The 21,791-nt window shown below is 69.6% G+C and carries 19 protein-coding genes; 6 read left to right on the plus strand and 13 right to left on the minus strand.

The window, feature by feature from the left end; all coding sequences use genetic code 11:
* Positions 1 to 24: 24 nt before the first annotated feature.
* Together AB0L91_RS03380 and AB0L91_RS03385 are read left to right on the plus strand one after the other, a co-directional pair.
* Complete coding sequence (locus tag AB0L91_RS03380; RefSeq protein WP_218719210.1) at positions 25 to 480, plus strand: carboxymuconolactone decarboxylase family protein; 456 nt, start codon at positions 25 to 27, stop codon at positions 478 to 480.
* Positions 481 to 531: 51 nt separating this feature from the next.
* Positions 532 to 984, plus strand: a complete 453-nt coding sequence (locus AB0L91_RS03385; RefSeq protein ID WP_355282757.1) for a nitroreductase/quinone reductase family protein — start codon at positions 532 to 534, stop codon at positions 982 to 984.
* A gap of 12 nt (positions 985 to 996) precedes the next feature.
* Here the strand turns inward: AB0L91_RS03385 and AB0L91_RS03390 are convergent, their stop codons facing one another.
* The 6 genes from AB0L91_RS03390 to AB0L91_RS03415 form a co-directional block, all read right to left on the minus strand.
* The gene (locus AB0L91_RS03390; RefSeq protein ID WP_365007078.1) at positions 997 to 2,385 is read right to left on the minus strand and encodes a VWA domain-containing protein; all 1,389 of its coding nucleotides are present in this window, start codon (positions 2,383 to 2,385) and stop codon (positions 997 to 999) included.
* A 22-nt stretch (positions 2,386 to 2,407) separates the two neighbouring features.
* Positions 2,408 to 3,295, minus strand: coding sequence for a MoxR family ATPase (locus AB0L91_RS03395; RefSeq protein WP_365007079.1), 888 nt, complete (start codon positions 3,293 to 3,295; stop codon positions 2,408 to 2,410).
* Between the two features lie 25 nt (positions 3,296 to 3,320).
* Positions 3,321 to 4,685 carry a DUF2252 domain-containing protein gene (locus AB0L91_RS03400; RefSeq protein ID WP_365007080.1) on the minus strand — a complete coding sequence of 455 codons (1,365 nt, stop codon included), beginning with the start codon at positions 4,683 to 4,685 and terminating at the stop codon, positions 3,321 to 3,323.
* A 129-nt stretch (positions 4,686 to 4,814) separates the two neighbouring features.
* Positions 4,815 to 5,816 carry a ketol-acid reductoisomerase gene (gene ilvC, locus AB0L91_RS03405; RefSeq protein WP_355282871.1) on the minus strand — a complete coding sequence of 334 codons (1,002 nt, stop codon included), beginning with the start codon at positions 5,814 to 5,816 and terminating at the stop codon, positions 4,815 to 4,817.
* A 50-nt stretch (positions 5,817 to 5,866) separates the two neighbouring features.
* Entirely contained in the window at positions 5,867 to 6,370 is a 504-nt protein-coding gene (gene ilvN / locus AB0L91_RS03410) for an acetolactate synthase small subunit (protein WP_019048314.1), read from the minus strand.
* Entirely contained in the window at positions 6,367 to 8,304 is a 1,938-nt protein-coding gene (locus AB0L91_RS03415) for an acetolactate synthase large subunit (protein ID WP_365007081.1), read from the minus strand. The genes ilvN and AB0L91_RS03415 overlap by 4 nt, the downstream gene beginning before the upstream one ends.
* A 348-nt stretch (positions 8,305 to 8,652) precedes the next feature.
* Here AB0L91_RS03415 and AB0L91_RS03420 point away from each other — a divergent pair, with 348 nt between their 5' ends.
* Together AB0L91_RS03420 and ilvD are read left to right on the plus strand one after the other, a co-directional pair.
* A complete protein-coding gene (locus AB0L91_RS03420) occupies positions 8,653 to 9,378 on the plus strand; it encodes a PH domain-containing protein (RefSeq protein ID WP_365007082.1) in 726 nt (241 codons plus the stop codon).
* 296 nt (positions 9,379 to 9,674) lie between these two features.
* Positions 9,675 to 11,516, plus strand: coding sequence for a dihydroxy-acid dehydratase (gene ilvD / locus AB0L91_RS03425; protein ID WP_355282738.1), 1,842 nt, complete (start codon positions 9,675 to 9,677; stop codon positions 11,514 to 11,516).
* Positions 11,517 to 11,655: 139 nt separating this feature from the next.
* On the opposite strand, the gene AB0L91_RS03430 is transcribed toward ilvD, so the two are convergent.
* Positions 11,656 to 13,269 carry a DHA2 family efflux MFS transporter permease subunit gene (locus tag AB0L91_RS03430; protein WP_365007083.1) on the minus strand — a complete coding sequence of 538 codons (1,614 nt, stop codon included), beginning with the start codon at positions 13,267 to 13,269 and terminating at the stop codon, positions 11,656 to 11,658.
* An 85-nt stretch (positions 13,270 to 13,354) separates the two neighbouring features.
* Between AB0L91_RS03430 and AB0L91_RS03435 the strand changes: the two genes are divergently transcribed.
* Positions 13,355 to 13,852: a MarR family transcriptional regulator gene (locus AB0L91_RS03435; RefSeq protein WP_365007084.1), complete on the plus strand. Its 498-nt coding sequence runs from the start codon at positions 13,355 to 13,357 to the stop codon at positions 13,850 to 13,852.
* On the opposite strand, the gene AB0L91_RS03440 is transcribed toward AB0L91_RS03435, so the two are convergent.
* Positions 13,845 to 14,696, minus strand: coding sequence for a DoxX family protein (locus AB0L91_RS03440; protein WP_365007085.1), 852 nt, complete (start codon positions 14,694 to 14,696; stop codon positions 13,845 to 13,847). The two genes, AB0L91_RS03435 and AB0L91_RS03440, sit on opposite strands and share 8 nt — an antisense overlap.
* A gap of 90 nt (positions 14,697 to 14,786) precedes the next feature.
* On the opposite strand from AB0L91_RS03440, the gene AB0L91_RS03445 reads away from it, so the two are divergent.
* On the plus strand, positions 14,787 to 15,911 hold the full coding sequence (locus AB0L91_RS03445; RefSeq protein ID WP_365007086.1) for a PQQ-dependent sugar dehydrogenase: 1,125 nt from the start codon (positions 14,787 to 14,789) through the stop codon (positions 15,909 to 15,911).
* Between the two features lie 51 nt (positions 15,912 to 15,962).
* Here the strand turns inward: AB0L91_RS03445 and gatB are convergent, their stop codons facing one another.
* The 5 genes from gatB to fdhD form a co-directional block, all read right to left on the minus strand.
* Positions 15,963 to 17,468, minus strand: coding sequence for an Asp-tRNA(Asn)/Glu-tRNA(Gln) amidotransferase subunit GatB (gene gatB, locus AB0L91_RS03450; RefSeq protein ID WP_365007087.1), 1,506 nt, complete (start codon positions 17,466 to 17,468; stop codon positions 15,963 to 15,965).
* Positions 17,469 to 17,489: 21 nt separating this feature from the next.
* Positions 17,490 to 18,863 (minus strand): alpha/beta fold hydrolase, encoded by a 1,374-nt coding sequence (locus tag AB0L91_RS03455; protein WP_365007088.1) that lies wholly within the window; start codon positions 18,861 to 18,863, stop codon positions 17,490 to 17,492.
* A 47-nt stretch (positions 18,864 to 18,910) separates the two neighbouring features.
* The gene (locus tag AB0L91_RS03460; RefSeq protein WP_357344054.1) at positions 18,911 to 19,945 is read right to left on the minus strand and encodes an ATP-dependent 6-phosphofructokinase; all 1,035 of its coding nucleotides are present in this window, start codon (positions 19,943 to 19,945) and stop codon (positions 18,911 to 18,913) included.
* 28 nt (positions 19,946 to 19,973) lie between these two features.
* Positions 19,974 to 20,864 (minus strand): hypothetical protein, encoded by an 891-nt coding sequence (locus AB0L91_RS03465; RefSeq protein ID WP_365007089.1) that lies wholly within the window; start codon positions 20,862 to 20,864, stop codon positions 19,974 to 19,976.
* A gap of 110 nt (positions 20,865 to 20,974) precedes the next feature.
* Positions 20,975 to 21,784: a formate dehydrogenase accessory sulfurtransferase FdhD gene (fdhD, locus tag AB0L91_RS03470; protein ID WP_365007090.1), complete on the minus strand. Its 810-nt coding sequence runs from the start codon at positions 21,782 to 21,784 to the stop codon at positions 20,975 to 20,977.
* Between the last annotated feature and the right edge of the window lie 7 nt (positions 21,785 to 21,791).

Here is a 21,791-nt window from a genome sequence, read left to right on the forward strand (position 1 = left end):
AACAACGGAAACAAGGAGCACGACATGCAGTCTCGGATGCAGAACCCGGCCATGGTCCTCACCGACGCGATGGGCCCGATCCAGCAGGTGCTGAAGGCGGTGCAGACCGGCGGCGTCGACGGCGAGATCCTGGAGCTGGTGCACCTGCGGGTCAGCCAGATCAACGGGTGCAGCGCCTGCGTCGACGGCGGCACCAAGACCGCCCGCAAAGCCGGTGTCAGCGAGGATCGCCTCGCCACGGTCGTCGCCTGGCGCGAGACCCCGTACTTCACCGACGAGGAGCGCGCCGCGCTCGAGCTGGCCGAGGCGGCGACCCGCCTGGCCGACCGCCCCAACGCCGTCACCGACGAGATCTGGGACGCGGCCGCCAGCTACTTCGACGAGCGCCAGCTCGCCTCGATCGTGCTGATGATCGGCGTCACCAACATGTTCAACCGGCTCAACGCCACCACCCGCCAGATCGCCGGCGCCTGGGGCTGAGCCCCACCTCTCCCCCGACCCGTCCTGATCCACCGAAAGGAAACCTTCGAGATGACCACCAACCAGTCCGCAAAGAAGAACTCGCACGGGGGTTTCTCCCGGTGGATGCAGCACCGGATGAACGCCAGGATGAACCGCAAGGTCCGCGCGGGCAAGGGCACCTTCATGGGCATGGACGTGCTGATCCTGCACACCGTCGGCCGCCGCAGCGGTGCGCCGCGCCAGACCCCGCTCTCCTGGTTCGCCGACGGCGACTCCTGGCTGCTGGTGGCCTCGGGTGGCAAGAACGGGCACCCCGACTGGCACCTCAACCTGATGGGACACCCGGAGCAGGCCACCATCGAGCTGCCCGGCGCGGCGCCGCTGCCGGTCACCCCGCACGTGCTCACCGGCGCGGACCGGGCCACGGCCTGGGAGTCGATCACCGCCGCGCAGCCGCGGTACGGCAAGTACCAGGACAAGAGCGAGCACGAATACGCGGTGGTGCGGCTCAGCCCGCGCTGACCGACCGCGCGCTCACGCGGGCAGCAGCCGGCCGATCACCTCGGCCAGCTGCCGCACCGTGCGGCATTCGTGCATGGTGACGATGTCGGTGTAGACGTGGGCGGCCGAATCACCGGTCGACCACGAGCGCGACGGCTCCGGATTGAGCCAGTACACCGCCTTGGCCCGTTCGGTCATCTCTTGCAGCGCGGCCAGATTCGGGTCGGTGCGGTTGGTGCGGGCGTCGCCGAGAATGAGGACGCAGGTGCGCGGGCCCAGCGCGTCGAGGTAGTGGTCGACGAAACCCTGGAAGGCCTCGCCGTAGTTGCTCGAGCCGAACCGGGCGACACCGGCGTCACGGACGATCTCGCGCGCGAAGCCGGCGGGCGGCGGTTCGCCCGGGGTGAAGTAGCCGGTGATCTCGGCGCACACGTCGACGAAGCCGAAGCTGCGGACCTTGCTGAACTGGTCCTGCAGGGCCTGCACCAGCTGCAGGGTGAACTCGGCGAAACCGGTCACCGAGCCCGAGACATCGGCCAGCACGACGAGATCGGGGCGCCCGTGCCTGCGCGCACGCAACACCGGATCGATCGGGACACCGCCGGTGGCCATCGACCGGCGCAGGGTGCGGCGCAGGTCGATCTGCCCACGCACGGCCTTCTTACGGCGCACCGCCAGCCGGGTCGCGAGCTTGCGGGCCAGCGGATGCACGAGCCGGCGCATCTCGGCCAGGTCCTGTTCACGGGCACCCAGGAAATCCGTACTGTCGGCACCGGATTCGACGCCGCGGCGCGCGATGTAGTCGGTGCCGCGCAATTGGGCCGAGCGCAGCCGGGCCTCGGCCTGCACCTCGGTGCGGAACCGCTCGACCCGGCGCCGCGCCTCGATCGTGTGCACCGCGGCGTCGAATTGGCCGGTCCCGCCCATGGTTTGGGCGACCTGCTCGGAGATCTCGTCCGGGCGTAGCGATTTCATCGTCAGATACGACGACCAGCCCGCGCCCGACGCGGAAGTGACCCGTCCCGCGCTCTCCCCCGCGCCGCCGTAGGCGCCGAAGGTGTTGAGCGCCTCCCTGGCGAGTTCGGCGGTGTCGGCGCCCTGGATCAGGGCCGCGATCACCCGCTCGCGCAGCGGATCGGCGTCCGCGCCCGCCGCCGCGACCGGCCTGGTCCCGTCGAGGAAGTAGAGGTCGAAGAGCTGGTCGAACACCGTGCGCTGGCCGTTGCGGCGCAGCAGGCAGGCGGCCAGGCCCGAGCGCAGTACCCGGGCGTCCGCGGTGCCGAGGGCGAGGATCGTGGCGGCGGCGTCGACGGTTTCGCTGGGGCCCGCGTGGATGCCGTGTTCGCGCAGCAGCCCGACAAAGCCGACCAGGCGATCCGACATCGGCGCTTCGACACCGCCGTGCGCGGGCACGATGGTCACCACGACGCCGTACCGGGGGCGGTCATCGGACCACGCTGCCGTCGGCCTGCTCGTCGAGGCCGAGCTTCTCGATCACCACCCGATGATCGGATTGATACTTCAGCAGCACACCCAGCGTGGCCCGGACGACCCCCGCGCTCAGCGTCCGGCTGCCCAGCGCGACCAGGGTCTTCGCCCAGTCCACGGTTTCGGCGATGGACGGCGCCTTGCGCAGCGACAGCTGCCGCAGCGCGCTCACCGTGGCCACGACCGGCTCGGCCAGCGCCGCGTCCAGTTCGGGCACCTTGAGCCGCACGATCGCCTTCTCCAGCTCCGCCGTCGGATAGTCGATGTGCAGGTACAGGCAGCGCCGCTTGAGCGCCTCGGACAGGTCGCGATGGGCGTTCGAGGTGAGGATCACGAAGGGCTTGCGGACGGCGGTGACCGTACCGAGCTCGGGAATGCTCACCTGGAAGTCGCCGAGCACCTCCAGCAGCAGACCCTCCAGCTCCACATCGGCCTTGTCGAGCTCGTCGATCAGCAGCACCGTCGGATCGGGGTTGCGGATGGCCGCCAGCAGCGGCCGGGCGAGCAGGAACTCCTCGGTGAAGACGTGGTCGCGGGTGCCCTCCCAGGTCTCCCCCGAGGTCGCGGTGATCCGCAGCAGCTGTTTGGCGTGGTTCCACTCGTAGAGCGCGCGGGCCTCGTCGATGCCCTCGTAGCACTGCAGGCGGATGAGCTCGGCCGACACCGCCATGGCGACGGCCTTGGCCAGCTCGGTCTTGCCGACACCGGCCGGTCCCTCGATCAGCAGCGGCTTACCGAGGTGATCGGCCAGGAAGACCGCGGTCGCGATGTCGAGGGACGGAAGGTAGCCGGCCGCGGTCAGCCGGTCCTGCACCTGGTCCACCGAGGCAAAGAACTTACTCATCGGTAACCAGTGTAGTGGCCTCGGATCAGTAGGCGCGCGCGGCCGCGGTGATCCGCCCGGAGTCGATGGCGGCGAGCAGGGAGTGCCGGTCGGCGACGGTCTGATCGGCGTAGGACAGACCGAATTCGCCCATCGCGCGATCGAATCGATCGTTGCTGCCGAGGTAGGCGGCGATGGCCACCCGGTCACCGGAGCGCGCGTGCGCGCGAGCCAGGACCGAGCCGCACAATTCGGCGTACCGGGCCAGCTCACGATGGGTCATGGTGCCGACCTCGGCGGACCCCTTCATGTCGCGCAACTGCCGCATGTAGAAGAACCGGCCCGCCGGACCGGTCGCCCAGGCGAGGAAGACGTCGCTGGCCGACTGCATGAGCCGCTGACCGACGACCACCCGGTGCCCCTGATGGTGATACTTGCTCGGCTTCAGGTGCGGCGCGAGCACCGAGGTCTCGGCCTCCTTCATCTGCAGGAACAGCGGCGCGCCCGACTCCTTGTCCATCATCAGCGCGATGAAACACCGGGTGCCGACGCTGCCGACGCCGACCACCTTCATCGCCTGATCCACGAGGCGGTACCGGTCGAGCAGCACGCGGCGCTCGTCGGGCAGGCTCCGGCGGAAGTCGGCGAAGACCTCCTTGATGATCTTGCCGTCGGCCAGCTCGATCGGCACCAGCAGCGGCGGCTGGCTCTTGATCCGCGGGACGCCGTTGGCGTCCGGCTCGGTGAGCTTGTTCAGTGCCTGCAGACTGGTCTTGCTCCGCGCGGTGTCGACGGTCTTGTCGAACCGTTTGCGCGTCTTGGGTTTGCGGATCAGATCGGCGACCTGATCGGCGTCGACCCGCTCGTACCACACGGTCATGCTGTCGCATTCGGCGAGCATGTCCATCGCCTCGCGATACCCGCGCGCGGCGGCCTCGGCGGCGGTGGCGGCCCGATCGTCCTCGCAGCCGTTGTCGCGGGCGGCGACCGCGACGCTCGCGGCCAGGCGCTTGACGTCCCATTCGAACGGGCCGGGCAGGGTCTCGTCGAAGTCGTTGACATCGAAGACGAGATTGCGCTCCGGCGAGGCGTAGAGACCGAAATTCGACAGGTGGGCGTCACCGCAGAGCTGCACGGTCAGGCCGCTGTTCGCGCTCTGCGCCAGATCCGCCGCCATGATCGCGGGCGCGCCGCGCAGGAAGGTGAACGGCGACAGACTCATTCGGGCGTACCTGATCGGCACCAGCTCCGGCACCCTGGACTCGGCCTGCCGCTCCAGAATGGTGACCGGGTCCTCCCGATCCGGGCCCGCACCCCACTCCCCCAGCTCCGAGCGCGAGATCCGCTTGCGCGCCGCCTTCCCCTGTTCGACCGCTTCGTCCGCGAAGTCCTCCACCGTCTTGTTCGTCATCGAGCAAGTCTCGCGCTATCGGTGATCAACAGCAAGGATCCGCGCCGGGCCGGAACGCAGCGGCCGCCCGGCAAACCGAAGGGCCCGCTCGCGCGTGGCGAACGGGCCCCTCGGACGAACAGCGAGAACTTACGCGGTCTCGGTGATCGGGCGGTCGACCCAGCTCATCAGGCTGCGGAGCTTGGCGCCGGTGACCTCGATCGGGTGCTCGGCGTTGGCCTTGCGCAGACCCTCGAGCTCGGTGTTGCCGTTCTCGACGTTGGCGACCAGGCGGCGGGTGAACTCGCCGGACTGGATGTCGGCCAGGATCGCCTTCATGCGCTCCTTGGTGCCGGCGTCGATGACGCGCGGACCGGACAGGTAGCCACCGAACTCCGCGGTGTCGGACACCGAGTAGTTCATGCGCGCGATGCCGCCCTCGTACATGAGGTCGACGATCAGCTTCAGCTCGTGCAGCACCTCGAAGTAGGCCATCTCGGGGGCGTAGCCCGCCTCGACCATGACCTCGAAACCGGTCTTGACCAGTTCCTCGGTACCACCACAGAGGACGGCCTGCTCACCGAACAGGTCGGTCTCGGTCTCTTCCTTGAAGGTGGTCTTGATGACGCCGGCGCGGGTGCCGCCGATGCCCTTGGCGTAGGACAGCGCCAGGGCCTGGCCCTCGCCGGTCGGGTCCTGGTCCACGGCGATCAGGGCCGGGACGCCCTTGCCGTCGGCGAACTGACGACGCACCAGGTGGCCGGGGCCCTTCGGGGCGACCATCGCGACGGTGACGTTGGCCGGAGCCTTGATCAGACCGAAGTGGATGTTGAGGCCGTGGCCGAAGAACAGCGCGTCGCCGTCCTTCAGGTTCGGCTCGATGTCGTTGGTGAAGATCGACGCCTGGGCGGTGTCGGGCGCCAGCACCATGATCACGTCGGCCCACTCCGAAACCTCGGCGGGGGTGCCGACGGTCAGACCGGCCTCTTCGGCCTTCGGCCGCGACTTCGAACCCTCAGCGAGGCCGACGCGGACGTCGACGCCGGAGTCGCGCAGGCTCAGCGAGTGCGCGTGGCCCTGGCTGCCGTAGCCGATCACGGCGACCTTGCGGCCCTGGATGATCGACAGGTCAGCGTCGTCGTCGTAGAACATCTCGACTGCCACTGTGGAGTCCCTTCTGGATAATTTCTGGTGGGTAAAAGTTAGCGGGTGGCCGTGATCGACTTCGGACCGCGTCCGACTGCGACCACGCCCGACTGCACGATCTCGCGGATGCCGTAGGGCTCGACCATGCGCAGCAGGGCATCCAGCTTGGACCGGGTGCCGGTGGCCTCGATGGTCAGCGCGTCGGGCGACACGTCGATCACCTTGGCGCGGAACAACTGCACGGCCTCGATCACCTGGGTGCGCACCGACGCGTCGGCCCGCACCTTCACCAGGATCAGTTCGCGGGCCACCGAGGCGTCGGCGTCCTGCTCCACGATCTTGATGACGTTGATCAGCTTGTTGAGCTGCTTGGTGACCTGCTCGAGCGGCAGATCGTCGACGGTCACGACGATCGTCATGCGCGAGATCTCGGGGATCTCGGTGCCGCCGACGGCCAGCGACTCGATATTGAAGCCACGGCGCGAGAACAGGCTCGCGACACGCGCCAGCACGCCCGGCTTGTCCTCGACGAGAACGCTCAGGGTGTGGGTGGTGCTCATTCCGGGGAACCCTTCTCGAAGGCCGCCTGCTCGCGCTCCATCGCCTCGTGGATGACGGCGGGCTCGGAGACCTGCTCGTCCTCGTCGAAGAGCGGGCGGATGCCGCGGGCAAACATGATCTCGTCGTTGCTGGTGCCCGCGGCGACCATCGGCCACACCTGGGCGTCCTTGCCGACGATGAAGTCGATCACGACCGGGCGGTCGTTGATCGCCTGCGCCTGCCGGATCGCGGCCTCGACGTCCTCTTCCTTCTCCACGCGGATGCCGACGCAACCCAGCGCCTCGGCCAGCTTGACGAAGTCGGGGATCCGCAGGGTGTGCGTGCCGAGATCGGTGTTGGAGTAGCGCTGCTCGTAGAACAGGGTCTGCCACTGGCGGACCATGCCCAGGTTGCCGTTGTTGATCAGCGCGACCTTGATCGGCACGCCCTCCACGGCGCAGGTGGCCAGCTCCTGGTTGGTCATCTGGAAGCAGCCGTCACCGTCGACCGCCCAGACCTCCTTCTCCGGGGTGCCCATCTTGGCGCCCATGGCCGCGGGGACCGCGTAGCCCATGGTGCCGAGGCCACCGGAGTTCAGCCAGGTGCGCGGGTTCTCGTACTTGATGAACTGCGCGGCCCACATCTGGTGCTGGCCGACGCCGGCGCAGTACACCGCGTCGGGACCGGCCAGCCGGCCCAGCGTCTCGATGACGAACTCCGGCGAGAGCGAACCGTCGCTCGGGGTCTTCCAGCCCAGCGGGTAGTTGTCGCGGATGCCGCTGAGGTAGCCCCACCACTCGGTGAGGTCGAGCAGCGGCGCGGCGCCGGACTGCGGATCGGCCTTGAGGGTCTCGATCAGCTCGACGATGACCTCACGCGCGTCGCCCACGATCGGGACGTCGGCGTGGCGGTTCTTGCCGATCTCGGCCGGGTCGATGTCGGCGTGGATGACCCGCGCGTCGGGCGCGAAGGAGTCCAGCTGACCGGTGACGCGGTCGTCGAAGCGGGCGCCGAGGGTGATCAGCAGGTCCGAGCGCTGCAGCGCGGCCACGGCGCCGACGGTGCCGTGCATGCCGGGCATGCCCATGTTCAGGGTGTGGCTGTCGGGGAACGCGCCCCGCGCCATCAGAGTGGTGACCACCGGGATGCCGGTCAGCTCGGCCAGCTCCAGCAGCTCGGCCGAGGCGTCGGACTTGATCACACCGCCGCCGACGTAGAGCACCGGCGACTTGGACTCCAGGATCATCCTGGCGGCCTCGCGCACCTGCTTGCCGTGCGGCTTGGTGACCGGACGGTAGCCGGGCAGCCGCATCTCCGGCGGCCACGAGAACGTGGTCTGGGCCTGCAGGGCGTCCTTGGTGATGTCGACCAGGACGGCACCCGGGCGACCCGAGGCGGCGAGGTAGAACGCCTCGGCCAGGATGCGCGGGATGTCGATCGGGTCCTTGACCAGGAAGTTGTGCTTGGTGATCGGCATGGTGATGCCGGAGATGTCGGCTTCCTGGAACGCGTCGGTGCCGACCAGGCTCGACGGCACCTGACCGGTGATCGCCACGATCGGGACCGAGTCCATCTGGGCGTCGGCCAGCGGGGTCACCAGGTTGGTGGCGCCGGGGCCGGATGTGGCCATACACACACCGACCCTGCCCGAGGACTGCGCGTAGCCGGTCGCCGCGTGACCGGCGCCCTGCTCGTGGCGCACCAGGACGTGGCGGACCTTGGTGGAATCGAAGAGCGGGTCGTAGACGGGAAGGACCGCGCCACCGGGAATGCCGAATACGGTGTCGACGTCGAGCTCTTCGAGGGACCGGACCACCGACTGGGCGCCGGTGACGCGCTCGGGCGCGACCTGGCGGCGGGTGGGGTTGGTCGCCGGGCTACCAGCGGCAGGCTGGTTCGCCGAAGGCGCTGACCTGCGGGCCGATGGCCCGGGTCGTGCGGTTGGTGCACTCACCGTCTACGTTCCTTACTTTGTCGTTCTGACCCCGGACAACACAGTTGTGCCTGACACGCGGTGTCTTGCGACCCGTCGCGCATCGGGTAATGCCCGAACACAAAAAAGCCCCCGACCAGCGCATGGCTGTTCGAGGGTGGCGCGTCGCAACGCGAGCTGACGTATTCGACTCAGGCAGTCAGGCTCAACGCTGGACGCGCCGGCCGAGTACGAGCAACTCGTTTCGATTCACGCACACGACGTTATGCGCGCGTGGACCGAAGAGTCAAACAGACTACTCTCGGCGTCCCATTATGTGGGACGTGAGTGGTTGCGTGGGTCCGTGTACCAGGATGCGAGGATAGGAGGGTGTCATCACCGCATCAGTCCGTGCCACCGGCTAAATCGTCCCACACCGCCGACGCGGGAACCGATACGGGTCGCCCCTCGCGACCCGGCGGTCTGCGCTCGGCGAGCCCGGGCAGGCTCGCGGCCATCGCCGCGGTGGTGCTCGCGTACCTGATCTTCGTCGTCGTCGGCACCGTGCAGGACTGGTCGCTGGGCCTGCGGATCGGCCTGATCGTGCCGACCGCGGTGATCGTCTGGCTGCTGGTCCCGCGCAGGCCGAGCACGCCGACGCCGGGCGTGTACGTCATCGGGGTTCCGCGGCTGGCCTACATCGGCGTGCTGGTGCTCGCGTTCTGCGTGTTCTTCCCGTTCGTCGGCTGGCCCGCCGGGCTGTGGTGGCTGCTGCTGCTCCCGCTCGTCGCGATCTGGTGGGTCGTCCGGACGCACACCACGGTCTCCGACGCCGGGCTGGACCTGAGCTCCATGATCGGCAAGAAGCACCTCGACTGGGCGCAGGTCAAGGGCATCAGCATCCCCAAGCGCGGCGCGGTGAAGGCGCGGCTGGCCGACGACTCCGAGGTGCGGCTGCCCGCGGTGGGCTACGACCGGCTGCGTGAGCTGATCGACGCCTCCGGCGGTCGCCTGCCCGACGTGTTCGCCGCCGCCGAGCAGGCCGAGGCCGAGCGCGTCGCCGCCGAGCGGGCGGCCGAGAAGGCGAAGGCCGAGGAGGCCGACACCGAGGAGTGAGCGTTCGCTCGAGCACTGTGGGAATCGGCACGGTGCGGCGCGCGGTTGCACCGGTAAGCTGACGGCACCGGGCACCCCGCGCCGACGGCACCACCGCGGCGACACCCTCCGGAGCGACACTCCCGCCTCGAGCCCGGTTCCATCACCTCCGCACGCACCACCGGCGCGACGCGACCAGCGCGCGCCGGAGTAACGTGCGGGGTTGCCGGACGCACCGCGCACTCGCTCTGTGCCGCGCAGGTCAGCCCCCTGCGCGCACGCTTGGACGCCCCCAGCGACACTACGAGGACTCCCCCATGCCACCGCTCCGCTCACGCACCACCACCATCGGCCGCAATGCCGCCGGCGCCCGCTCGCTCTGGCGCGCCACCGGAATGACCGACTCCGACTTCGGTAAGCCGATCGTCGCGATCGCGAACTCCTACACGCAGTTCGTGCCCGGTCACGTGCACCTCAAGAACATGGGCGACATCGTCGCCGAGGCCGTGCGCGCCGCCGGTGGCGTGCCGCGTGAGTTCCACACCATCGCCGTCGACGACGGCATCGCCATGGGCCACGGCGGCATGCTGTACTCGCTGCCCTCGCGCGAGATCATCGCCGACTCGGTCGAATACATGGCCAACGCGCACACCGCCGACGCGCTGGTGTGTATCTCCAACTGCGACAAGATCACTCCCGGCATGCTGAACGCCGCGATGCGGCTCAACATCCCGGCGGTGTTCGTCTCGGGCGGCCCGATGGAGGCAGGCAAGGCCGTGGTCGTCGACGGTGTCGCGCACGCGCCGCTGGACCTGGTGCACGCGATCTCGGCGAGCGCGAACCAGGCCGTGTCCGAGGAGGGCCTCGACGAGGTCGAGCGCTCGGCCTGCCCCACCTGCGGTTCGTGTTCGGGCATGTTCACCGCCAACTCGATGAACTGCCTCACCGAGGCGCTGGGCCTGGCCCTGCCGGGCAACGGCTCCACGCTGGCCACGCATTCGGCGCGCCGCGCGCTGTTCGAGCGGGCAGGCACCGTCATCGTCGACATCGCCAACCGCTGGTACCGCGAGGACGACGCCTCGGTGCTGCCGCGGAACGTGGCCAACGTCAAGGCTTTCCGCAACGCGATGGCCCTGGACGTGGCCATGGGCGGGTCCACCAACACCGTGCTGCACACCCTCGCCGCCGCGCAGGAGGGCGAGATCGACTTCGATCTGAGCACTATCGACGAGATCTCGCGCAAGGTGCCCTGCCTGTCGAAGGTCTCGCCGAACTCCGACTACCACATGGAGGACGTGCACCGGGCCGGCGGCATCCCCGCCATCCTGGGTGAGCTGCGCCGCGGCGGTCTGCTCGAGACCGACGTGACCACCGTGCACACCGCCTCGTTCGAGGAATACCTCGACACCTGGGACATCCGCTCCGGCAAGGCCTCCGACGAGGCGTTCGAGCTGTTCCACGCCGCGCCCGGCGGCGTGCGCACGGTCGAGCCGTTCTCCACCAGCAACCGCTGGTCCTCGCTGGACACCGACGCCGCGGGCGGCTGCATCCGCGACGTCGAGCACGCGTACACCGTCGAGGGCGGGCTGTGCGTGCTGCGCGGCAACATCTCCCCCGACGGCGCGATCCTCAAGACCGCGGGCATCGACGAGGACCTGTTCACCTTCGAGGGCCCGGCCGTGGTGGTCGAGTCCCAGGAGGAGGCGGTCTCGATGATCCTGGGCAAGAAGATCCAGGCCGGTGACGTGATCGTCGTCCGCTACGAGGGCCCCTCCGGCGGCCCCGGCATGCAGGAGATGCTGCACCCGACCGCGTTCCTGAAGGGCGCCGGCCTGGGCAAGGTGTGCGCGCTGATCACCGACGGCCGCTTCTCCGGCGGCACCTCGGGCCTGTCGATCGGCCACATCTCCCCCGAGGCCGCCCAGGGCGGTGTGATCGGCCTGATCGAGAACGGCGACCGCATCCGCATCGACGTGCAGACCCGCGCGCTCGAGGTTCTGGTCTCCGACGAGGTGCTCGCCGAACGCCGCTCGAAGATGGAAGCCTCCGAGCGCCCGTGGCAGCCGGTGGACCGCGTCCGCCCGGTGACCACGGCACTGCGCGCCTACGCGGCCCTGGCCACCTCCGCCGACAAGGGCGCCGTCCGCAAGGTGCCCTAGCAGTCCCGCCTCCCCGGGAATTCTGGCCAGACTCGAGCGCGCCGCCGGTCGTTGACGCGACCGGCGGCGTGCTCGTTGGTTGGCTCAGCCGGTTCCCGGTGAGTTACCCATGTTCTCGCGGAATCGGGTGTTCCGGTGCTTACACGAGTGCGGGTTGTGTTGTCGGCGTGGCCGATTCCTCGCCCGTGCGCGACGGGATGAGGGCAGTGGCGATCAGGCCTAGCAGGACGAAGCCCGCGGCCAGGTAGCCGCCGAGGGTGATGCCGTCGGTCATCGCCGTGCGGCCCGCCTCGGCGACCTGCTGCGTCTCCGGGTGGGCGGCGAAGCCTTCGATCGCCGCGCCCGCGCTGCTGGTGACGGCGTGCGCGTACTGCTGCGCCTGGGCCTGGGGCAGGCCAGCGGCGGTGAGGTCGTCGTCGATCTGCGCGCTCAGCGTGGTGAAGAAGACGGTGGTGAGCACCGCGATGCCGAGCGCGGAACCCAGCTGCCGGAAGGCGCTCTGGATGCCGGAGGCCTGGCCGTTGTCGTTCTCGGGGATCTCGGCCAGCACCACATTGGTGACCTGGGCCGTGGCGAAGCCGACGCCGGCGCCGTACACGCACAGGATCAGCGAGATCGCCCACCAGGAACTGTCGGTGGCGGCGAAGAAGGCGAGCGCCACCAAGCCGACGACCTCGAGCGCGAGGCCGAGCCGGACCATGTTCAGCGGTGACGCCTTGCCCGCCATGCCGAAGCTGGCGCCGCTGGCGATGAAACTGCCGATGGCGATCGGCACCAGCGCCAGCCCGGCCTGCACGGCGCTGTAGCCGAGGGTGAACTGCAGCCACAGCGGCAGGACCGCGACGATGCCGAACTCGCCGAGCCCGATGATCAGCGTGGCGATATTGCCGTTGCGGAACGAGGCCAACCGGAACAGGCTCAGGTCCATCAGCGCCTTGTCGGCATCGGGACCGCGGCGCAGCAGCACCTGGCGCACCACGAAACCGGCCAGCGCGAGCACACTCAGCACCAGGGCGACCAGCACCGGCGACGGCCCACCGCCCCAGGTGAAACCGCCGATCCCCAGCGGATGCACCGTGCTGATCCAGCCGTAGGTACGGCCTTCGACCAAGCCGAACGCGAGCAGCCCGAGACCGAGTACCGACAGGATCGCGCCGAACACGTCGAGTCGCCCCGCGACCTTCGGGGAGGGCGCGATGCAGGCCAGCACACCGACCACGATCAGCACCGCCAGCGGCACATTGATCCCGAACGCCCAGCGCCACGACACGTGTTCGGCCAGCCAGCCGCCCAGCAGCGGACCGAGCGCGGCGGCGGCGCCGATCGTCGAACCCCACACCGCGAACGCCTGACCCCGCGCTTTGCCGGTGAAGGTGGCATTGAGCAGGGCCAGTGAGGTCGGCAGGATCATCGCGGCGCCCGCGCCCTGCAGGAACCGGGCGACGATCAGCAGCCCGCCGCCGGGGGCCAGCCCGGCCAGGACGCTGGTCGCGCCGAACACGACCACACCGGCGACGAATACTCTGCGCGCCCCGACGATGTCGGCGATCCGCCCGACCACCAGCAGCAGCGCCGCGAACACGATCGCGTAGGACTCCTGAATCCATTGCGCCTCGGTCGAACCCGTCGCCAGATCTTCGATGATCGACGGGATGATCACGTTCACGATCGTGGTGTCGACCACGATCAGCGCGACGCCGAGGGCGATGGCGATCAAGCCGAGCCATCGGCGGATGGACGACTCTTGACTCATCGCATCTCCTATTTCCATGGTGGAATATTTCCATGGTCAAAGTAGATTGCGGGCAATAGGATGTCAACCGATGCGAAAGGAACCTATGAGTCGGTCGGACGCTGGTGCGCAGTATCAACGGATCCACGAGGGCCTGCGCGCCTACGGCGCGAACTACCGTGAATTCACCCATCGGTTCGCGACCTGGCTCGGGTTGCACTCCACCGATGCCGAGGCGCTGATCGAGATCCTCACCGCGGAGGAACGCGGCGGAACGCTGTCACCCGCGCGGCTCAGCGAGCGGATCTCGTTGTCCAACAGCGCGACCACCGCGCTGCTCAACCGGCTGGAGAAAGCCGGTCATATCGTCCGCAGCCGCGAACACGACGACCGGCGCATCGTCACACTGCGCAGCACCCCGCGCATCCATGCCCTGGCCGGTGACTTCTTCGGTCCGCTCGGGGTGAAAGTGGAAGACACGGTGATGGGGAGATACTCCCCCGCCGAGCTGCGGCGGTTCGAGGAATTCCTGGCCGATGTGCGGGTCACCATGACCGCGCACCTGGCCGAACCCGCACCGCCGCAGCCGTCCGGACTCAGTTGAACGGGCCGATGCCCGTCAGCGGGTTGCCGCCGTGGAGGAACAGGTAGCTGGCGATCGCGGCGGCGATGGCGAGCAGGACGACGGTGAAGGAGCCGTAGGCGGGGCGGGTGGCCCAGCCGCGGGCACGGTCGAAGGACCAGCGGCCGGGGCCGGTGAGGATGATCGCCAGGGCGGCGCCGGCGAGGATCGAGTCGAGCTCGACGCCGGTGGGCGTGCCCGCGTTGTACTGGAAGCCGGCGATCATGCCCTGCTTCCACATCCAGGCGGTGAGGATCGTCGCCAGCACGGCGCCCGCGGCGAGCGGCGTGGCCAGGCCGAGCACGAGCAGGATGCCGCCGCCGAGTTCGCCGGCGATCACCAGGGCGGTCGACAGCGACGGGTAGTCCCAGCCGCCGTTCTCCATCATCGCCTTGGTGCCGTCGAGGCCGGGGCCGTGGAACCAGCCGGTGAGCTTCTGCAGCCCGTGGTAGATGAAGGTGTAGCCGACCACCAGGCGCAGCACGAACAGCCCGAGGTCGAGGGTGCCGCGGCGGGGCTCGCGGTTGCGGCGCTGCAGCCGGACCGTGCCCGCCGTGGCGGCGGCCGCGGGCGGGATCGACGCGTAGCCGTAGCTGTCGTCGCCACCGCCGGAAGCCTGCGCGGCGCTCGCGGTCGGCACCTCGTCACCGGGGTCGAGGCCAAGGTCCTCGTCGGTGCGCGGAATGTCCTTGTGCAGATCCGGTTTCGGCATCTGTGTGGTGGGCGAATCGTACGGGCTGGTCACCGGGCGACCCGACGACGACGCCGGTGGTCCGGTCGGCGCCGGCCCGTCGGCGTGCGGTGTGTCATTCGACTTGTCGGTCACCGCCTCACCCTATGACGTGCCGACTCGGTGTGCCGGTCTTCCCCGGAACAGGCGTGTCAGCCCCACTCGGCTGCCGGTAACGTCTGTGCCATGAGTTCGGTATTCGCGGGCCGCGTGGCGATCGGGTTGGCACTGGGCACCGTCTTGGTCGCCGGGTGCGCCCGGTTCGACGAGTCGGCGTCGAGCCCGTTCACCACCGAGCCGTCGCTGGGTGGGTCCAATGTGGAGCCGAAGAAGCCGCAGGATTCGCCGTCGCAGGTACCGCGGCCGACCGGTCCGTGCATCGATCCCGACCCGAATGTCATCGCCACCTGTATGGATTCGGGCGCCGGGCTGATCCCGGTCGGCGACGGCGCGCTGGTGGCGGAGCGGCGCACCGGCCGCATCCTGCGGGTGACCCCGGTGGACGCGAGCACCCCGCAGGAGCCGCCGGTGGAGGTCGCGAGCGTGCCGGTCGACGGTTCCGGTGACGGCGGCATCTCCGACATCGTGCTCTCGCCCACCTTCGGCGAGGACGGGCTGATGTACGCCTACATCACCACCGGCAGCGACAACCGAGTGGTCCGGCTGTCCAGCAACGGCGGCGCGCCCAAGGAGATCCTGACCGGAATCCCGAAGGGCGCCACCGGGAATCGCGGCGCCATCGAATGGGCGACGCCCACCCAGCTGCTCGTCCTCACCGGCGACGCGGGAAATCCCGGCGCGGCGGCCGATCCCGGCTCACTCGGCGGCAAGGTGCTGCGCCTCGAGTCGCCGTCCTCCGGCGCCAACAGCCCGCAGGTGGTGGCCTCGGGTCTCGGCACGGCGGGCGATCTGTGCCGCGACGGCAAGAACGGCATGTGGGTCACCGACCGCACGGCCGCCGAGGACCGGCTGCAGCATCTGAGCACCGAGGGCACGCTGACCGTCTCGTGGACCTGGCCGGACCGGCCGGGTGTCGGCGGATGCACGGCCACCGGTGACGGTGTCGCGGTGGCCCTGTCCGAGGGCAAGGCGCTGGCCGCGATCGCCGCCGACCCCAACACCTACGCCGTCACCACCGCGCCAACACTGATCGCCCAGGACAAGTACGGCAAGCTGCTCGGCGCCACCGCCGCCTCCGACGGCAGCGTCTGGGTGACCACGATCAACAAGGCCGATGGCACCCCGGGCGAATTCGACGACCGCGTCGTGCGCATCCCGCCGCCGCAGGGCGGAGCGGGCGGGCCCGACTAGAACGCCACCGCCCCCACCGGATTCCGGTGGGGGCGGTCGTATTTCACAGCTCTACGCGCAGGCGGCGAGGACCAGTTCGCGAACCTTGGCCGCGTCGGCCTGGCCACGGGTGGCCTTCATGACGTCGCCGACGATCTTGCCCGCCGCCTGGACCTTGCCGGAGCGGATCTTCTCGGCGATGTCGGGGTTGGCGGCCAGCGCCTTCTCGACCTCGACCTGCAGGGCGGAGTCGTCGCTGACCATGCCGAGGCCCTTGGCCTCGACGATCGCGGCGGGCTCGCCCTCGCCCGCGAGGACGAAGTCGACGACCTGCTTGGCGACCTTGTTGTTGACGGTCTTGGCCTCGACCAGCGCGATCACCGCGGCCACCTGCGCGGGCGTGATCGGCAGCTCGGCGAGGGCGACCTCGCGCTCCTTGGCCTTCTCGGTCAGGTAGGCGACCCACCACGACCGCGCCTCGTTCGCGGGGGCGCCCGCCTCGACGGTGGCGATGATCAGGTCGAGGGCGCCCGCGTTGACCAGGTCGCGCATGACCTCGTCGGACAGTCCCCAGTCGGCCTGGATCCGGGCGCGCACCAGCCATGGGTACTCGGGGATGGTGGCGCGCAGTTCCTCGACCCACTCGGCGGCGGGCGCGACCGGCTCGAGGTCCGGCTCCGGGAAGTAGCGGTAGTCCTCGGCGGTCTCCTTGCGGCGACCGGCGGAGGTGGAGCCGTCGGCCTCGTTGAAGTGCCTGGTCTCCTGGACGATCTCGCCGCCGTCGGTGAGCACGGCCGCCTGCCTGCGCATCTCGTAGCGCACCGCGACCTCGACGCTCTTGAGCGAGTTCACGTTCTTGGTCTCGGTGCGGGTACCGAATTCCTTCGCACCCACCGGCATCAGCGACACGTTGGCGTCGCAGCGCAGCGAGCCCTGCTCCATCTTCACGTCCGAGACGTTGAGCGAGCGCAGCACCTCGCGCAGCGCGGTGACGTAGGCGCGGGCCACCTCGGGCGCGCGCTCACCGGCGCCGGTGATCGGCTTGGTGACGATCTCGATCAGCGGCACGCCGGCGCGGTTGAAGTCGAGCAGCGAGTGGCTGGCGCCGTGGATCCGGCCGGTCGCGCCGCCCACGTGCAGCGACTTGCCGGTGTCCTCCTCCATGTGGGCGCGCTCGATGTCGACCCGGAAGGTGGAGCCGTCGTCGAGCACCACGTCGAGGAAGCCGTCGGTGGCGATCGGCTCGTCGTACTGGCTGATCTGGTAGTTCTTCGGCTGATCGGGGTAGAAGTAGTTCTTGCGCGCGAACCGGCCCCACGGGGTGATCGAACAGTTCAGCGCGAGACCGATCCGGATGGCCGACTCGACGGCCTTCTCGTTGACCACCGGCAGCGAGCCGGGCAGGCCGAGGCAGACCGGGCACACCTGGGTATTGGGGTCGGCGCCGAACTCGGTGGGGCAACCGCAGAACATCTTGGTCGCCGTGGACAACTCGACGTGGACCTCCATGCCGAGCACCGGCTCGTACCGGGAGATGACATCGGCGTAGTCCATCAACTCGACCGTGGGTGCGCTCATAACTGTCTATCTTAGGAAGCTCTAGCGGGGCGGGACGCGCTGGGTGAGCCAGTCGGTGACGTAGGTCAGCACGGCCGGGTCGATGGTGGTCTCGATGGAGGAGTATTCGCTGGGTTTGCCCGTTTCGGTGGGCTGCATCAGGTGGTTGACGCCGGGAAAGGTGTAGACGGTGGCGTCGGGGTCGCCCGCCAGGTTGGCCCGCATCGGCGGCTCGTTCTGCGTGGCGAGCACCTGCTGGTCCTTGTCGCCGAAGAAGGCGAGCACCGGCACCCGCAGCGCTTCCAGCGCGGGCTTCGGGTCGTAGGTGATGAACGAGGCCATGTACGGGGTGTTGAAGGAGTCGAGCGTCTCCTGGGACGCGCGCTGGTCCGGCGGCAGCGAGTCGTTGTGCTGCTGGGCGAACGTCTTGGCACCCTCGATGTCACCGGCGCGCAGCATCGTCGACCACTGGGTGACGTAGTCGACCTGCGCGTCGATCTCGTTCTGCGGCGCGCCCGCCGAGGCCATGATCACCTTGTTCTGCTCGATCAGCACATCGGCGCCGGCCACCGAGGGACCGGCCATGAGCACCGCGAACGCGACATTGCTGTCGGGCCGCGCGGCGACCAGCGGGGCGAGATAGCCGCCCTCGCTGTGCCCGAACAGGCCGACCTTCGCCGGGTCGATCTCCGGCCGGGCGCGCAGGAACGCGACGCCGGCGGCCGCGTCGGCGGCGAGGTCGGGATAGGTGGCGTCGTCGAGGTTGCCGCCGGTGCCGCCGACGCCGCGGTCGTCGGTGCGCAGCACGGCGTAGCCGGCGCGGGTGAAGGTGTCGGCCAGCAGGTGGAACGGGCGGTGGCCCATCAGTTCCTCGTCGCGGTCCTGCGCGCCGCTGCCGGTGATCAGCAGCATCGCCGGGAACGGGCCGCTGCCCTCGGGTTCGGTGAGGGTGCCCGCGATGGTGAGGTCACCGTTGCGGTAGGTGACGTCCTCGCTGCGGTACGGGTACGGCGGCTTCGGGTCCTGCGGCCTGGCGACGCTCTCCACCGGCCCGCGGCGCAGCACCAGCGGCACCCGCTGACCGGCCTGCACCCAGTCGCCGGTGATCTGTTCGCCGTCGAGCTTGCCGCGGAAGCCCGGGTCGCCCGGTGCGTCGGGGACCGTGAACTCGACCCGGTCCGGCTCGGTGCGCACGTCTTTCAGAGCCGCGCCGCGCACGCCCTGCACCGGGATGTCGATCGTGGCCGAGCCGTTCTCGGCGAAGGTCACGCCGATCGCGATCGGCGCGCCCGGCGCCTCGATGTCACCGTGCCAGGGCCCCTGGACGGCGGGGCCCGCCTCCTCGTCCGAGGAACAGCCCGTCACCAGCGCGGCGACGACGAACAGAACCGAAACGATCACTCGACCGGTACGCATACGGCAACGGTACCGACGCGCACCGAAAAGTCGAGGACCGCGACGGCTCAGCCGAAGAAGGCCTGCGCCTCGCTCAGCCGTTCGGGCGGGACCCGCTTGAGCTGCTTGGTGGCCTCCGAGAGCGGAACCAGTCCGATGGTGGTGCCGTGCAGCGCGACCATCTGCCCGAAATGCCCGGCGTGCACCGCTTCCGCGGCGTGCACGCCGAACCGGGTCGCCAGGATGCGGTCGTAGGGTGTCGGGCTGCCGCCGCGCTGCACGTGACCGAGCACGGTGGTGCGGACCTCCTTGCCGATCCGGCGCTCGATCTCGGAGCCGAGCTGCTGGGCGACACCGGTGAACCGCTCGTGGCCGAACTCGTCGATGCCGCCCTCGCGCAGCGCGAAGCCGGAATCCGGTGCGGGATGGGCGCCTTCGGCGACCACGCAGATGAAGTGCTTGTCGCCGCGCTGGAAACGGCTCTTGATCAGGGCGCACACTTGCGCCACGTCGAAGGGCTCCTCGGGCACCAGGGTCAGGTGCGCGCCCGCGGCGATGCCGGAGTTGAGCGCGATCCAGCCCGCGTGCCTGCCCATCACCTCGACCAACATGACGCGCTGGTGGGATTCGGCGGTGGTGTGCAGCCGGTCGATGGCCTCGGTGGCGATCGAGAGGGCGGTGTCGTGACCGAACGTGACGTCGGTGCAGTCGATGTCGTTGTCGATGGTCTTGGGGACGCCGACCACCGGCACCCCCTCGTCGGAGAGCCAGCTCGCGGCGGTGAGGGTGCCCTCGCCGCCGATCGGGATGAGCGCTTCGATGCCGTTGTCGTCGAGGGTCCGCTTGATCCGGCCGAGCCCGGCGCGCAGCACGTCCGGATTGGTGCGCGCGGTGCCGAGCATGGTGCCGCCCTTGGTGAGCAGCCGGTCGGTGCGGTCGTCGTTGTGGATGCGGATCTTGCGGTCCTCTAGGAGGCCGCGCCAGCCGTCCTCGAACCCGACGATCGCGTCGCCGTAGCGGCCGTTCGCGGTGCGGACGACAGCCCGGATCACCGCGTTCAGCCCTGGACAGTCTCCGCCTCCGGTCAAGACTCCGATGCGCATGGCGTTCATCTTGCCGCACCAGCGCTGTTCAGGCGCAGTGACCTCCGGCGAGCTCGCCGAGATGACCCGAGATCAGGGTCGCCATCTTGTCCAGCATGGTCATGCCGTCGTTGAAGGAGCCCGAATCCGGTTGTGCCGCGAAGGCGATCGCGATCCGGCCGGTGGGCGAGTCGATGAGCCCGAACTGGCGCACGAGGTACTTGCCCGCGGGGTCGGGACCCCAGCCGCCCTTGAATTCGGCGCTGCCGAACGCGCCGAGTCCCCAGCGGTGGCTCGGGATGATCTGCTGCATGAGGCCGACCACGCGCTGGCTCTGCGGCAGGCAGGGCAGGTGCGCGGCGAAACGCACCTGATCGGCCAGCGTCCATTCCGCCTGGCCGTAGACCGACGCGTCGGCCCTGGTGCGGGTGGTCGGCACCGTCGTCGTGATGTCGCCGCCCTCGCGCAGCACGTTCTGCACGGCGGTGGCCGCGGCGGCGCCGGAGCCCAGCGACTGCCACAGGGTGTCGGCGGCGCCGTTGTCGGAGGCGGTGATGGCCGAGGTCGCGACGGTGGCGTAGGAGGCGTTGTTGCGGAGCGCGGCGATGGCCAGCGGCACCTTGATCGTCGACCAGGCCGGACCGGAGGACCAGTTGCCGAAGGTGACCATCTTGTCCCCGCCGACCGGCATGACCGCCAGCCCCACGCTGCCGCGGAAACCCTGTTGCAGGACGTTGAAGTCGCCGGCCAGGCTGCCGGGCACCGCGATCGAGAAGTTGCCGCCCGCGCCGCCCGCGCCGGGGTCGACGGCGGCGGTGCTGGTCGTCGTGCGCGGTGGGGTCGCGGACTTCGATCCGGTGCCGCACCCCGCGGTGAGCAGCACGACGGCCGCGAACAGCGCGGTGAGCACCACCCGGACGGTGCGCCGATCTTTCGTCATCATGTAAAGCATCTTCGTTTCTAAACTCCCCCCGGGCTTCGATGCCGGGGTAGCAGTCCCGACACCGTACTGGGCAGTATGGCCGAACGCCCACTTCGACCGTGAAACGCTCAGGTCAGACGATGTTCACCCGTGTAGATATTCATCGTCTCGCCGCGCAGGAAGCCCACCAGGGTCAGCTCCGCCTCGGCCGCCAGGTCGACGGCCAGCGAGCTCGGCGCCGACACCGCCGCCAGGATCGGGATCCCCGCCATCACCGCCTTCTGCGCCAGCTCGAAGGACGCGCGGCTGCTCACCACCAGGATCAGCTCGTGCGCCGGAAGCCGGTTCTCCCGCAGCGCCCAGCCGAGCACCTTGTCGACGGCGTTGTGCCTGCCGATGTCCTCCCGCACCGCGAGCAGGGTGCCGTCGGTAGTGAACAGGCCCGCCGCGTGCAGGCCGCCGGTGGCGTCGAAGAGCTTCTGCCCGGCGCGCAGTTTTTCGGGCAGGCCGGACAGGACGTCGGTGGTCACCGTCGCGGTGTCGCGCGGGATCGGGTAGCGGGTGTGCGTGCGCACCTCGTCGAGGGCGGACTTGCCGCAGAGGCCGCACGCGCCGGTGGTGAGGAAGTTGCGGGTGTGCAGCGGCACCGGCGTGCGCAGGCGCAGGTCGAGCACGTTGTAGGTGTTGCGGCCCTCGTCGTCGGTGCCCGCGCAGTAGCGGGCGGTGACGATGTCGTCGGCCGAGCCGATGATGTCCTCGCCGAACAGGAACCCGTGCACCAGGTCGATGTCGTTGCCCGGCGTGCGCATGGTGACGGTGAGCGACTGCCCGTCGACGCGGATCTCGAGCGGTTCCTCCACCGCCAGGGTGTCCGGGCGCTGGATCCGTCCGGTCGGCGACAGCCGGATCGTCTTGCGCCGTGCGGTGACTCTGCTCATCAGGAGG

It is taken from the genome of Nocardia sp. NPDC051833 (assembly GCF_040681225.1).
GTDB lineage: Bacteria > Actinomycetota > Actinomycetes > Mycobacteriales > Mycobacteriaceae > Nocardia.

Coding starts and splice junctions, on each gene's coding strand:
- AB0L91_RS03380 (WP_218719210.1), top strand. CDS start 25: ATGCAGTCTCGGATGCAGAACCCGGCCATGGTCCTCACCGACGCGATG.
- AB0L91_RS03385 (WP_355282757.1), top strand. CDS start 532: ATGACCACCAACCAGTCCGCAAAGAAGAACTCGCACGGGGGTTTCTCC.
- AB0L91_RS03395 (WP_365007079.1), bottom strand. CDS start 3,295: ATGAGTAAGTTCTTTGCCTCGGTGGACCAGGTGCAGGACCGGCTGACC.
- AB0L91_RS03400 (WP_365007080.1), bottom strand. CDS start 4,685: ATGACGAACAAGACGGTGGAGGACTTCGCGGACGAAGCGGTCGAACAG.
- ilvC (WP_355282871.1), bottom strand. CDS start 5,816: ATGTTCTACGACGACGACGCTGACCTGTCGATCATCCAGGGCCGCAAG.
- ilvN (WP_019048314.1), bottom strand. CDS start 6,370: ATGAGCACCACCCACACCCTGAGCGTTCTCGTCGAGGACAAGCCGGGC.
- ilvD (WP_355282738.1), top strand. CDS start 9,675: ATGCCACCGCTCCGCTCACGCACCACCACCATCGGCCGCAATGCCGCC.
- AB0L91_RS03430 (WP_365007083.1), bottom strand. CDS start 13,269: ATGAGTCAAGAGTCGTCCATCCGCCGATGGCTCGGCTTGATCGCCATC.
- AB0L91_RS03435 (WP_365007084.1), top strand. CDS start 13,355: ATGAGTCGGTCGGACGCTGGTGCGCAGTATCAACGGATCCACGAGGGC.
- AB0L91_RS03445 (WP_365007086.1), top strand. CDS start 14,787: ATGAGTTCGGTATTCGCGGGCCGCGTGGCGATCGGGTTGGCACTGGGC.
- gatB (WP_365007087.1), bottom strand. CDS start 17,468: ATGAGCGCACCCACGGTCGAGTTGATGGACTACGCCGATGTCATCTCC.
- AB0L91_RS03455 (WP_365007088.1), bottom strand. CDS start 18,863: ATGCGTACCGGTCGAGTGATCGTTTCGGTTCTGTTCGTCGTCGCCGCG.
- AB0L91_RS03460 (WP_357344054.1), bottom strand. CDS start 19,945: ATGCGCATCGGAGTCTTGACCGGAGGCGGAGACTGTCCAGGGCTGAAC.
- AB0L91_RS03465 (WP_365007089.1), bottom strand. CDS start 20,864: ATGACGAAAGATCGGCGCACCGTCCGGGTGGTGCTCACCGCGCTGTTC.
- fdhD (WP_365007090.1), bottom strand. CDS start 21,784: ATGAGCAGAGTCACCGCACGGCGCAAGACGATCCGGCTGTCGCCGACC.